Raw genomic sequence first — 13,151 nt, forward strand, 5'->3', positions numbered from 1 at the left:
ACCTGCGACGGATCAGTGCCCGCCCCAGCCTTCCATCTGCTCCAGTTCCTTGCCCTTGGTCTCGGGCAGGAAGGCCTTGACCAGCCAGAAGCTCACGGCCGCGCTCACGGTGTAGAGCACGTAAGTTTCGGCAAGGCCCAGACCGCTCGCCATCGCGGGGAAACTCTGCACCACCGCATAGTTCGCACCCCACTGCGCCAGACCGCAGACTGCCAGGGCCGATCCGCGCAGCTGGTTGGGGAACATCTCGCCCAGCATGACCCACATCACCGGGCCCCAGCTGACGTTGAAGAAGATCACGTAGATGTTGGCTGCAATCACCGCGATCATGCCCAGCGACGGGTCCATCTGCAGTGCCCCGGCCGCATCCAGCGTCCCTTGCGAGAACGCCCAGCTCATCGCGCCCAGCGCCAGCGTCATGCCGGCGGAACCGACCAGCAGGAGCGGCTTGCGCCCCACCTTGTCGACCAGCGCCATCGTGATGAAGCAAGCCGCGATCGAGACCACGCCCGAGATGATGTTGCGTTCGAGCGCGGCTTTTTCAGATACGCCCGCCAGCTTCCACAGCGTCTCGCCGTAATAGAAGATCACGTTGATGCCGACGAACTGCTGGAACACGGCAATGATCAGGCCAGCCCACACGATTGGGCGCAGCACCGTGCCGGGCGCAAGCACATCTGCAAGGCGCGGGCGGTGATCGGTCGCGAAGGAGGCGCGGATTTCCTCGACCTTGCGGCTCGCTTCGGTCTCGCCGAAAATGCGCGTCAGCACGGCCTTGGCGTCATCGGCGCGGCCACTGCTCACCAGATAGCGCGGGCTTTCCGGGATGAACTGCAAGGCCACAAGGAACACCACCGCCGGCACCGCCTGCGCCAGGTACATCCAGCGCCACGCCGGAACGCCCGCCAGCTTGCCGAGCGAATCCCCGGCCTGCTGCGCCAGCACATAGTTGACGACGAAGGCCGCGGTGAGGCCGGTGATTATCATCACCTGCTGCACACTCGTCAGTCGGCCGCGAATCGCAGCAGGGGCAACCTCGGAGATATAGGCCGGGGACAGCACGCTGGCCGCGCCCACCGCCATGCCGCCGAGGAAGCGGAACACCACGAACAGCGCGTGATTGCCCGTCAGCCCCTGCACCAGCGCACCGACCAGGAACAGGATCGCCGCCAGCACCATGATGCGCTTGCGCCCGAAGCGGTCGGCCAGACGGCCTGCCGTGAACGCGCCGGCAGCACAGCCGACGAGCAACGAGCCAACGGTAAAGCCAAGGCCATTGTCGTCGAGCGCGAAAGCCGCCTTGAGGCCGGCCTGCGTCCCGTTCACCGCGCCGCTGTCGTACCCGAACAGCAATCCGCCGATTGTCGCCACCGAGACGATTGCGCCGACAAGCGCCATGTTGACCCGGTCCTGCTGCACTGCAGCCATTTCCCTCTCCCAACTCGTTGAACTGGCCCGGACATTGCCATGCGCGATGCACAGCGTCGACGGCCCTGTTTACGTTCTCACCAGTTATCCCGGCCAGTCGCCTGGCGCGGCCACCGTTCATTTGATAGCGCTACCTTTGTATCCGAAGCCGAGCAGCATGCAAGCGCCAATTGCGTTTAAGTCTGCTTTATTCACAAACCCGCTTGCAAAGGGGATGTTGCAGCGTCAGGACTTCACGCAACGGGAGCCTGCAGAACATGAATGATACCAAGTCCCGCCGCAGCGCCGGACGTCCCACTGTCAACGATGTAGCGCGCCTCGCGCAATGCTCGCCGATGACGGTCAGCCGTGTCGTCAATGGCGGTTCCGGCGTGCGAGAGGAGACGCGTCTCGCGGTTGAAGCGGCAATAAAGCAGCTCAATTACGCTCCCAACCGCGCCGCGCGCAGTCTCGCCGGTGCCTCGCAATTGCGCATCGCCCTGCTCTACGCCAACCCTTCAGCCTCCTATCTGAGCGAGCTGCTGATCGGTTGCATGGACGCTGCAACCCGTCTCGATGCCCACCTCATGGTCGAACGCTGCGAGCCCGAGACCGATCAGTCGAAGATGATCGCGCGTCTTGTCGACAGTGCGGTCGATGGCTTCCTGCTGCCGCCGCCCTTGTGCGACGATACCGCCCTGCTGGCCCGTCTCCGCCGAGCGGGAACGCATGCGGTGCTGATCGGACCGGGGCAGGCCGAGGCGCACCACGGCGTCGTCATGATCGACGATTATCAGGCCGCCTACGACATGACGAAGCACATCCTCGGCCTCGGCCACAAGCGGATCGGCTTCATCATCGGCAACCCGCAGCAATCCGCCAGCGCCCTGCGCCTCGCCGGATTCCGCGATGCCATGGCCGAAAGCGGCGCCACTGTTGATCCGGCGCTCGTGCAGCAGGGTCACTTCACCTATCGTTCCGGCCTTGATGCGGCGATGAACATGCTCGCCCTGCCATCCCGCCCCACCGCAATCTTCGCCTCGAACGATGACATGGCCGCAGGCTGCGTCGCCGCTGCCCATCGCAACGATCTCGAAGTTCCGCACGACCTTACCGTCTGCGGATTCGACGATACCGCCTTTGCCTCGAACATCTGGCCGGAATTGACCACGATCCGCCAGCCGATCCGCCAGATGGCGGAAACTGCGCTTGATCTTCTGGCACAGGAAATCCGTGCCGAGCGGGCATCGGAAAAGATCAGGCCACGCCTGGCCACGCTCGACTACGAACTGGTCCGCCGCGAATCCGATGCGGCCCCGCCACAAGGCTGATCAGCGCACCACGTCCAGCGCAAACCCCGGCACGGCCTGCGCGCGCCCGTCGAACAGATTGACCACCGGGTTATCGGCCCAGCCGTAGCGAACTTTCGCCGCCGGCTTGCCATCGGTGGCCAGGACCACCGCATCGCCATCAACGCGGCCCGGTGCGAACCGGCAGGCGCCAGCGGCGTCGCACAGTTCGAACCCGATCGCGGTGTCGGAACTCCAGGCGTGAAGCCCGCCCTCGATGCCGCTGAAGGAAACCCGCACCGTGCTGCCTTCCGCCTTCGTCGCAAGTGGCATCGGCAAGGCCTTGCCTTGTGCGCCCATCGCCACCCGCTGCGCCACCAGCAGCTTGTTGGCCGGATGAATGTCGGTCCGCTCCCCAAGATCGATGGCCGTCACAAGGAACGCCTTCGGATCGTCGACAACGATCTGCCGCTGCACGTTGCGCGTTTGCGCCCAGCCGCTTTCGACCGGCTTGTCCGAAGCGGGACCATAATTGGCAAGCTGCACGATGCCGACCTTCAGCTCCGGTCCGAACTGCGCGCGCCATCCGGCAATCAGTCCCTTCATCCGGCGCGCGTAGTCCGCCGTGTCGACATCGCTCTCGCCCTGGTACCAGGCCGCGCCATCCATCGCGAAGTGTCCCAGCGGCGCGATCATGCGATTGTGCATCAGCCCGATGCCGGCATTGGCATCCCACGGTGCACGCGGCGGATAGGTCCTCGTCGGCGCGATGGCATAGCGCCAGCCCTCGCCCAGCGGCAGCTTCTCGCCCCCCGCCTGCGTCAGGAACAACCGGTCCGGGGCGCTGGCAAAGCCGCCGTTGCCATAAGTGTTGGTCACCGCGACCATGATCTCGTTCACGCCGGACTTCAGGAACCTAGGCGGCACCGCATAGGCGCGCTCCTCGTCCCAGCCGAAGGTATTGCCCACCGCATGGCCGTTGACGAAGGTCATGTCCATGTCATCGAGCACGCCCAGCGCCAGCGTAACGCCCGCCTTGGCTTGCGCTGCGGTCAGCGTCACTTGCCGCCGCATCCACACCGTGCCTGTCGGCTTGGCAGCAAGAGGCGTAGCGTCCCAGGCCAGCCAGCCCTTGATGGATGGAACCGGCTGCCACTGCAGGGCATCGGGCTTTGTCCACGGAGTGCTACCGCCGCTCTCGCCCCCGTACCATGCCGTCCAGCGCGGCGCGAACTGCGTGACGGCCGCCAGCTTGTCCTTGGCGAACAGACCAAGCAGCGCCATCTCCTGCGCGCCGCCGATCTCGGCCCCGGCTGCAGGGTCGAGCCATGGGGTCACCTTTGATCCACCCCAACTGGCGTGAATTGCGCCAATCGGCACGCCGCGCGCACGGTGCAATTCACGCGCCATGAACCAGCACACCGCAGAGAAGCCGCCGCTCGTCTCCGGCCCAGAAACCGCCCAGCGCGTCACCTTGCCGAATTCGCGCTCGGGCAGGTAGGACATCGCCTTTGGCACCTGCAGCAGGCGCAGTGCAGGATCGGCCGACATCGCCACTTCCATGCCACCGTTCAGCGCGCGAGAAAGCTGGAACTCCATGTTGGACTGGCCCGAACACAGCCACACATCCCCGACGAGCAGGTCGGCAACAGTCACGGACTCGGAACCTGAAGTTACCTTGAGGTCGATCGATTCCGCCGAAGCCTTGCGCGCCGGGAAGTTCAGTGCAAAGGCACCGTCAGCCCCGGCCTTGGCTTCGGCCTGCTCGGAACCCAGAGTTCCCGATACGACCGCGCCTGCTGCTGCACGCCCTTCGACCACCACCGGCCGATCGCGCTGGATCACCGCATGATCGCTCCACACCGCGCCCAACTCCAGCGCGGGTGCGGCCATCGCTGGTGCGGAGACGCCCGCGGCCAGCACCACCAGCAATGGCCGCATCACGCCCTGAACTCCGCGAGCGGGGCGGCAAAGCCCGGCACTGCCACATCAAACGCGAACAGGTCGCCCGCCATGGGCTGCGCGGCCAGTGCCTCGCTGTCCAGACCTTTGCGCGCGGTCGTCACGAAGGCGGTCTTCAAGTCCGCGCCGCCGAATGCCAGCTTCGTCACATTGGCGACGGGCAGGTCAACCTTCTGCAGCAGCTTGCCCTCGGGCGAATAGCGCGCCACGCCCCAGCCGTTCCACAACCCGGTCCAGACACACCCTTCCGCATCGCACACCGGCCCATCGGCATAAGCCTCGGGAAAATCGTCGGACACTTGCGCAAAGACCCGCGCTGCCCCGACGCTGCCGTCTTGGGCCAGGTCCGCCACATGAATTGTCCGGGCAAGCGTATCGGTGAAATAGAGCTTCGTCCCGTCGGGCGATACCGCCGGACCATTGGTGATGCACACCCCGTCCGGCCCTTGCGCCACCACTTCGCGGACATGGGCGCGGTAAAAGCGGCCGCTCGGCGCTTCCTCGCCGTCATCCATCGAACCGAACCAGACGCGGCCCTGCAAGTCGACGCAGGCATCGTTGAGGCGGTTGCCCTCAGGCTCCCCCGGAACATCCGCCACGTGCACGCTCGTGCCCAGCGCCGGATCGAACAGGTGCAACCCGTCCTTCATCCCCGCCAGCAGCCTGCCACCGGTGGCAGGCACCACCCAGCCGACCTGCTCATGCACGCCGAAGCTTTCGTGCCGCCCGGTAGCAGGATCGAAGCTGTGGATGCGCCTGTTCTTGATGTCCACGAACCACAGGCACTCTCGCGCCGCGTCCCACACCGGCCCTTCGCCCAGCGTGCAGCCAAGCTCCAGAACCCGCCGCACAGCTGCCATCACCGCCATCCCCCGTCGACCCAGTATTCGTGCCCGGTGCAGAACCGCGCATCGTCAGAGGCAAGGAACAGGGCCATGGCGGCGATGTCAACCGGCTGGAGCCGGCCCTTGAGGCACTGCGCCGAAACGATTTCCGCTTCGCCTTCCGGCGTGTACCAGCGCATCTGCCGCTCGGTCTGCACGTTGCCGGGAATGATGGTGTTCACGCGGATGTTATAGGGCCCAAGCTCACGCGCCAGGCTGCGGGTCAAGCCTTCCACACCGGCCTTGGCAATCTGGTAGAGCGCCAGTTCATCCAGCCCTAGGTGCCACGAGATCGACCCGAGGTTGAGGATCACCCCCCCGCCATTGGCCTTCATGTCCGGCCACACTGCCTGCGAGGCAAAGAACTTGTGCTTCAGGTTCACCGCCAGCCGCTCGTCCCAATAGGCCGGGGTGATATCGTCGAGCACGTGCCGGTCGTCACTGGCGGCGTTGTTTACCAGAACGTCGCAACCGCCGAGTTCGTCAACCAGCGCTGTCATCGCCGCGCCCAGTCCTTCGACATCCGATACGTCCTGCACCTTCAGCACCGGAACGTGGTGCGCCGAGCCCAGCCGCGCGATGAGTTCCCTTGCGGGATCTTCCTGTATGTCGATGAAGCCCACTTGCGCGCCCTGCAGGGCAAAGGCCTCCACGATCCCCTCGCCGATGCCGCTCGCACCGCCGGTCACGATCACGCGCTTGTCGCGCAAGCTGGGGTACTGCGCCGCCATCAGCCGCGGCTCTGCCTGCTGGCCCGCAGCGTGATTGGCAAGGGTATGCGCGGCCATTCAGATCTTCTCCACCAGGCCGCGCGCGGCCAGATTGCGTATGAATGCGCCAATGCCCATCGTCCACTTGGGCGCATCGCGCGATGTCGTGACGGTGTTGCTCAGCGCGCCGAGCCGATCGGAACGGATCGTCACCACATCGCCCACCTTGTGGGTAAAGCCGCCGCCCGGCTCGTCGCGGTCCTGCACCGGGGCAAACAGCGTGCCGCAGAACAGCACGAAGCCATCGGGATAGCTGTGCTCGCTCATCGTCTGGCGGACCAGTTCCAGCGGATCGCGGCTGATCTCGGTCATGCGGTTGGTGCCTTCCATGCGGAAGTTGTCGGTGCCTTCAACCACCAGTTCCACTTCAGCGGCGCGCACGTCCTCGATGCCGAAGCCCTCGTCGAACAGGCGGATGAACGGCCCGATCGCGCAGGACGCCGTGTTGTCCTTCGCCTTCGACAGCAACAGCGCAGATCGCCCTTCGAAGTCGCGCAGGTTCACATCGTTGCCCAGCGTCGCGCCGACAACTTCACCAGCGCCATCGCACACCAGCACCACTTCAGGCTCAGGATTGTTCCAGCTCGAATCCGACCGCACGCCGATCAGCGCTCCGTGCCCAACGGTCGACAGCACCGGCGATTTCGAGAAGACTTCGGCATCCGGCCCGATCGCGACTTCGAGATATTGCGACCACATGCCCTGCGCAATCAGCGCCGCCTTGAGCGCCATCGCCTCCTCGCTGCCGGGCACGACGGCGCGGATTCCGGCACCCACCGTATCTTCCAGACCTTGGCGGATACTGGCCGCAGCGGCGGCATCGCCACGCGCACGCTCCTCGATCACCCTTTCGATAGCGCTAACAGCAAAGGTCACGCCACAGGCCTTGACGCACTGCAAGTCTATCGGCGAATGCAGGGACCACCCCTCGGGCAAGCCATCCTCAATGGCACCGAGATCGCTTCCCCCCGCGAAAGTGCGGCGCGCAATCGCGCCCGACACGGAACTGGCCGTCTGCGTGATGTCGAGGATGCGGCCATTGCGCAAAACGATGACATGCGGCCCGTCAGGCGCTTCGGCCCGACCGATGAAAACGCCATCTGCATAGTCGCGTGGCAGGCAAGCCGTGAGGCCCAAACCCATCAAAACATCCCCCGGCATCCCATTGTCTGATAGCGCTACCTTAGATGGTCGGCGACGCAAGATCAAGAGCGCCTGACCTGATTTTCAGCATTGCAGGTTTGGCAAGGGCGGCCCGGAGCCCCCAGGCATTTGCATCAGCTCCGACACACTGATACCGCTATCATAAATCGGGCCGGAAACCCCTGCAGAGAGGATCGGGAAATGACACGCCTGCGTGCAGCAATCGCCCTCGTGATGGCAACCTTGGCGTGCCTTGCAACGTGCCCGGCGCGGGCCGACGACGGCTACGGCCTCTGGCTCGGTCCCGTCGCAGCCAGAACGGCCGGGGCAGAAATCGAAGTCCCCCGCCGCTCCTCCACCATTGACCGCGCCGCTGCCGAATTGCGCCACAGCCTGCCTCACCTGCCAGCCGCCGTGATGCTGGCCACCAGCAACGCCTCGCATCTCGCCTTGCTTGATCTCGATACGCGGGCGCTCGGCCATGAAGGCTATCTGATTCGCGAAGTCAGGATCGGCAACCGCGCTGTCATCCTCGTCACCGGCAACAGCGATGTCGCCGTGCTCTACGGCGCTTTTGCCCTGCTGCGCCATGTTCGCGCGGGCGAATCGACCGCAGCCATCAACATCGCGTCTGCCCCCGCAATTCCGCTGCGCCTGCTCAACCACTGGGACAACCTCGATGGTTCGGTCGAACGCGGCTATGCCGGGCAATCCTTGTGGGACTGGTGGACCCTGCCTGACTTCAAGGACCCGCGCTATGATGATTACGCCCGCGCCAATGCCTCGATCGGCATCAACGGCACCGTGCTCAACAACGTCAATGCCAAGGCCGAAAGCCTCACCGCGCCCTATCTCGCCAAGGCCGCCGCGCTAGCTGACGTGTTCCGCCCATGGGGCATCCGGGTCTATCTCACGGCGCGCTTTTCCGCGCCGATCGAACTTGGCGGCCTCAAGACTGCCGATCCGCGCGATCCGGCGGTCGCTGCGTGGTGGCAGGCCAAGGCCGAGGAGATCTACCGCGTGATCCCCGATTTCGGTGGCTTTCTGGTCAAGGCCAACAGCGAAGGCCAGCCCGGCCCGCGTGATTATGGCGCCAGCCACGCCGATGGTGCCAACATGCTCGCCGCCGCGCTGCGTCCCCACGGCGGAACTGTCCTGTGGCGCGCCTTCGTCTATGCCGATACTGACCGGACCGACCGCGCCAAGCAGGCTTACAGCGAATTCCGACCGCTCGACGGCAAATTCGCGGATAACGTGATCGTTCAGGTCAAGAACGGCCCGATCGATTTCCAGCCGCGCGAACCTGTACACCCGCTGTTCGGCGCCATGCCGCGTACAAGACTGGCTGCGGAATTCCAGATCACCAAGGAATACCTCGGCTTTGCCACGCACCTCGCCTACCTCGGCCCCCTGTTCGAGGAAGCGCTCGATACGCAGACGGGCCAGGCCCCGGGTCAGACCGTGGCGGCAACGCTCGGCGCGATCTCGGGCGTGTCCAATATCGGCCGCGATCGCGACTGGGCAGGCAGCACCTTCAATCAGGCCAACTGGTATGCCTTCGGTCGTCTCGCCTGGGATCCGAAGCTTTCATCGCAGGCAATTGCGCACGAATGGTCGCGGCAGACCTTCGGCAATGATGCGCAAGTCACCGATACGGTCACAGCGATGATGCTGCGCTCGCGCGAGGCGGTCGTCGATTACACCGGCCCGTTCGGGCTTGCCCACCTGTTCGGCCCCGATCATCACTATGGCCCCGGCCCGTGGATTGCCGATCTCAAGCGGCCCGAATGGAATCCGGTCTACTATCACCGCGCCGACTCAGATGGCATCGGCTTTGACCGCACGGCTTCCGGCAGCAACGCCATTGGGCAATATGCCCCGACCATCGCCGCACGCCTCGCCCGCCCCGAAACCACGCCGCCGCAGTTCCTGCTGTGGTTCCACCACCTCCCATGGACCTATCCGATGCCCGGTGGAGAGACGCTGTGGTCGGCCATGGTCCGCCGCTATGATCATGGCGTTGCCGAAGTTGAAGCCATGCGCAAACAGTGGGCCACGCTGAAATCGCGCGTGGATGCCGAGCGTTGGGCCAAGACCGATGCCTATCTCGGCATTCAGGCCCGCGAGGCGCGCTGGTGGCGCGATGCCAGCCTCACCTACTGGATGTCGCTCAACCACCTGCCCCTGCCCGCCGGTTCGCCACCGCCTGCGCACGACCTTGCGTGGTACAAGCAGCAACGCTTCCCATACGCCCCCGGAGCACCACACTAGGCATCTCACCTATCCAAAACGCCAAGCGCGCCAGGGCCTGCTGTCCCGCATGATCATCGCAAAAGGATCAGGAGAGGATCAGGTCATGCAGCGCCCGTCGCACGTCCCCGCAGATCGGGTGGCCGATATCGACATCTATCTGCCGCCCGGGCTTGAAGCCCAAGGCTTCCATCGGGCCTGGTCTGCGCTTTCTGCCGACAATCCTGCCGTCGTCTGGACGCCGCGCAACGAAGGCCACTGGATTGCGCTGGGCGGTGAGGCCCTGCAGGAAGTCCAGTCCGATCCCGAACGCTTCTCCTCACGTGTGATCGTCCTGCCAAAGTCGGTGGGCGAGATGCACGGCCTCATTCCCACCACCATCGATCCGCCCGAACATCGTCCCTATCGCCAGCTGCTCAACGCCCATCTCAATCCCGGCGCCATTCGCGGCTTGTCCGAAAGCATCCGCCAGACCGCCATCGACCTGATCGAGGGTTTCGCGCACAAGGGCCACTGCAACTTCACCGCAGACTATGCCGAACAGTTCCCGATCCGGGTATTCATGGCACTGGTCGGCATCGATGCGGCAGAAGCTCCGAAGATCCGCCACTGGGCCGAATGCATGACAAGGCCGGGCATGGACATGACCTTTGACGAGGCCAAGGCGGTGTTCTTCGACTATGTCGGCCCTCTGGTGGATGCCCGGCGCGAACGTCCTGGCGAGGACATGATCAGCGCCATGCTCCATGCCGATCTTGGCGAAGGCCGCACGCTGAGCCGCGACGAGGCCCTGTCCATCGTCACGCAGGTGCTGATCGCGGGGCTCGACACTGTCGTCAACGTGCTCGGGTTCATCATGCGCGAGCTGGCGGAAAACCCGGCCCTGCGCGCCGATCTGAAGCAGCGCGGCAGCGATATCGCGCCGGTCGTCCACGAACTGTTCCGCCGCTTCGGCCTCGTCTCGATCGCCCGCGAAGTGCGCCATGACATCGCCGATTTCCATGGTGTCGCCCTGAAGGCGGGCGACATGATCGCCATCCCCACGCAAGTCCACGGGCTTGACCCGCGCGTCAATCCGGATCCCCTGGCCATCGACCCCGCCCGCAAGCGCGCCCGCCACTCAACCTTCGGCTCCGGCCCGCACATGTGCCCGGGGCAGGAACTCGCCCGCAAGGAAGTGGCGATCACGCTTGAGGAATGGCTGAAGCGCATCCCCGATTTTGCTCTGGGCGAAGGCTCCGACCTGTCCCCCGTCCCCGGCATCGTCGGCGCGCTGCGGCGGGTAGAGCTGGTCTGGACTCCTTGAACCGCAAGACCGTCCTGCGTTGATCGTCACCCCGGGCAACGACCCGGGGTCCCGCTTTCTGTGCATCCACGCCCGAACCTAGCGCAACCGCTAGGTTGAGCCGACTCGCGCCTGCGTCCATAAAACAGGCAACACTGCCGGTTTTAATGAAGGCAGTCCCGGAGAGCCTGATGCTGGACGCGATCAAACCCCACGGACTGCCCGAGCCCGCCGTTGCGGATGACCTCGCCGCAATCCGCTGCCCGGACGCCCCGAGCGTCCAGCAGATCGTTGCGGCCGATGCGCTTCCCCCGCCCGCCGTGCTGACCATGGAAGAGCCTGTCTATCTCGGCAGCGCGCCGGTCAGCGTGAACCGCTACTTCGACCAGTCGATCTTCGAGTCCGAGATCGAGCGCATCTGGAAGCGCACCTGGCAGTGGGTCTGCCGCGAGGACCACATCCCCGAGCCGGGCGACTACTACACCTACGAAGTCGCCCACCTCTCCTGGGTCGTCGTCCGGCAGGACGACATGTCGGTCCGCGCCTTCGTCAACTCCTGCCTCCACCGCTCGACCAAGTTCAAGCGTGGCGAAGGCGTCGGCTCGGGCGACAACTTGCGCTGCCCCTACCACGGCTGGACGTGGAACAACGACGGTACGCTCGCTTCCGTGCCCTGCGCCTGGGACTTCAGGCATATCGATCCGAAGACGGCCAACCTCCCCGAAGCGCGCGTCGGCCATTGGGGCGGGTTCATCTTCATCAACCCGAGCGCCGAGGGTCCCCAATTAGGCGGTGAGAGCCTCGAGGAATACCTCGCCCCCCTGCCCGAGCACTTCAAGGACTGGGACATCGCCGGGCGCCACGTCGCGGTTCACGTGGCGAAGGAACTGCCCTGCAACTGGAAGACCGCGCAGGAAGCCTTCCTCGAATCCTACCACGTGCTCGAAACCCATCCCCAGCTGCTGAAGGGCGTGGGCGATGCCAACGTGCAGTACGATTGCCATTCGGACCACGTGACCCGGTTCTATGCCGCCAGCGGCGTCAACTCCCCGCACCTCGCCACCCCCCTCAGCGAGGAAGAGCTCCTCGCCACGATGATCCTTGGCGACAAGGATTCGCGCGGGCAGGGCCTCACCGTCGGCCCCGGGGAAACCGCCCGAACCGTGATGGCCCGCCATCTGCGCAAGGTCATGGGCGAGGCCTATGGCTGCGATCTGTCGAAGGTCTCGGACAGCGAGATGATCGACACCATCGAATACCATGTCTTCCCCAACATGGTGCTGTTCCCCGGCCTGTCACTGCCGATGGTCTATCGCTTCCGCCCGATCGGAACCGACCCTAACCGCACCCTGTTCGAAATCCTGTTCCTGCGCCCCAATCCCGAAGGTGGGCCGGCGCCGGAACCGGCCGAGCCCTTCCACGTCGCCGAGGACCAGAGCTACGCCACCGCTCCCGGCTTCGATCCCGCCATGGGCCACGTCTACGATCAGGACACCGACAACCTGCGCGCCCAGCAGCAGGGCTTCCGCGCCAGCGCGACAGGCGTTCAGCAGCTCGGCAACTATCAGGAATCGCGCATCCGCCACTTCCAGATGGTCGTCGACAAGTATCTGGCGGGCGAAGCCTGATGGCCTTCGACATCGAAGCCGAGTTGCGCGACCTCTGCGCCCGCCGCGACATCCATGATGCGCTGTGCCGCTACATGCGCGGGCAGGACCGTTTGGACCCCGAACTGCACCGCAGCGCCTTCCATGATGACGCCTGGGTCGATTGCGGGCTCATGCAGGGCAGCGCCGACGAGTTTGTCAGCTTCGCGCAAGGGTTCCTCGCCGATCTCGATGGCAGCCAGCACATCATCGGGCAGGCACAGATCAGCGTGCGGGGCGACGAGGCCAGCGGCGAAGTCTACTTCTACGCCTGGCACCGCATCCGCGAGGACGGCGAGCCCAAGGACCTGGTCGTCGCCGGACGCTATGTCGACGAGTATACCTGCAAGAATGGGGAGTGGCGTATCAGTCGCCGCCGCGAAATAGTGGACTGGGCGCATACCGACCCGGCAGCCGACGGATTCCTTGAAGGCAATCCGCTGGTCCGGCCGGGACGGCGCGGAACGGACTTCAGCCAGACCCGAGACTGGCCGGTCTGAGACAGTATCAGAGGA

10 protein-coding genes are annotated in these 13,151 nt (G+C 65.0%); 5 read left to right on the plus strand and 5 right to left on the minus strand.

Annotated features, from left to right (window positions below; translation table 11 throughout):
- Window positions 1-12: 12 nt before the first annotated feature.
- Complete coding sequence (locus IM701_RS16950; RefSeq protein WP_193828516.1) at window positions 13-1,428, minus strand: sugar porter family MFS transporter; 1,416 nt, start codon at window positions 1,426-1,428, stop codon at window positions 13-15.
- A 257-nt stretch (window positions 1,429-1,685) separates the two neighbouring features.
- On the opposite strand from IM701_RS16950, the gene IM701_RS16955 reads away from it, so the two are divergent.
- A complete protein-coding gene (locus IM701_RS16955) occupies window positions 1,686-2,738 on the plus strand; it encodes a LacI family DNA-binding transcriptional regulator (protein WP_193828517.1) in 1,053 nt (350 codons plus the stop codon).
- Here IM701_RS16955 and IM701_RS16960 read toward each other — a convergent pair whose 3' ends face one another.
- Genes IM701_RS16960 through IM701_RS16975 form a run of 4 tightly spaced genes read right to left on the minus strand, consistent with a single transcriptional unit; the run spans window position 2,739 to window position 7,455 of the window.
- The gene (locus IM701_RS16960) at window positions 2,739-4,637 is read right to left on the minus strand and encodes a sialate O-acetylesterase (RefSeq protein WP_193828856.1); all 1,899 of its coding nucleotides are present in this window, start codon (window positions 4,635-4,637) and stop codon (window positions 2,739-2,741) included.
- Window positions 4,637-5,527, minus strand: coding sequence for an SMP-30/gluconolactonase/LRE family protein (locus tag IM701_RS16965; protein WP_370584372.1), 891 nt, complete (start codon window positions 5,525-5,527; stop codon window positions 4,637-4,639). The genes IM701_RS16960 and IM701_RS16965 overlap by 1 nt, the downstream gene beginning before the upstream one ends.
- A complete protein-coding gene (locus tag IM701_RS16970; RefSeq protein ID WP_156135848.1) occupies window positions 5,518-6,276 on the minus strand; it encodes an SDR family NAD(P)-dependent oxidoreductase in 759 nt (252 codons plus the stop codon). The genes IM701_RS16965 and IM701_RS16970 overlap by 10 nt, the downstream gene beginning before the upstream one ends.
- A 54-nt stretch (window positions 6,277-6,330) precedes the next feature.
- Complete coding sequence (locus tag IM701_RS16975) at window positions 6,331-7,455, minus strand: fumarylacetoacetate hydrolase family protein (protein WP_230487881.1); 1,125 nt, start codon at window positions 7,453-7,455, stop codon at window positions 6,331-6,333.
- Between the two features lie 201 nt (window positions 7,456-7,656).
- On the opposite strand from IM701_RS16975, the gene IM701_RS16980 reads away from it, so the two are divergent.
- The 4 genes from IM701_RS16980 (at window position 7,657) to IM701_RS16995 (ending at window position 13,136) form a co-directional block, all read left to right on the plus strand.
- Window positions 7,657-9,726: an alpha-glucuronidase family glycosyl hydrolase gene (locus tag IM701_RS16980; RefSeq protein ID WP_193828520.1), complete on the plus strand. Its 2,070-nt coding sequence runs from the start codon at window positions 7,657-7,659 to the stop codon at window positions 9,724-9,726.
- Window positions 9,727-9,811: 85 nt separating this feature from the next.
- Entirely contained in the window at window positions 9,812-11,011 is a 1,200-nt protein-coding gene (locus IM701_RS16985) for a cytochrome P450 (protein ID WP_193828521.1), read from the plus strand.
- A 170-nt stretch (window positions 11,012-11,181) separates the two neighbouring features.
- Entirely contained in the window at window positions 11,182-12,618 is a 1,437-nt protein-coding gene (locus IM701_RS16990) for an SRPBCC family protein (RefSeq protein WP_193828522.1), read from the plus strand.
- Window positions 12,618-13,136: a nuclear transport factor 2 family protein gene (locus IM701_RS16995; RefSeq protein ID WP_193828523.1), complete on the plus strand. Its 519-nt coding sequence runs from the start codon at window positions 12,618-12,620 to the stop codon at window positions 13,134-13,136. Before IM701_RS16990 ends, IM701_RS16995 begins: the two co-directional genes overlap by 1 nt.
- The last annotated feature ends 15 nt before the right edge of the window (window positions 13,137-13,151 follow it).

It is taken from the genome of Novosphingobium sp. ES2-1, assembly GCF_015169775.1.
In the GTDB taxonomy this organism is placed as follows: domain Bacteria; phylum Pseudomonadota; class Alphaproteobacteria; order Sphingomonadales; family Sphingomonadaceae; genus Novosphingobium; species Novosphingobium subterraneum.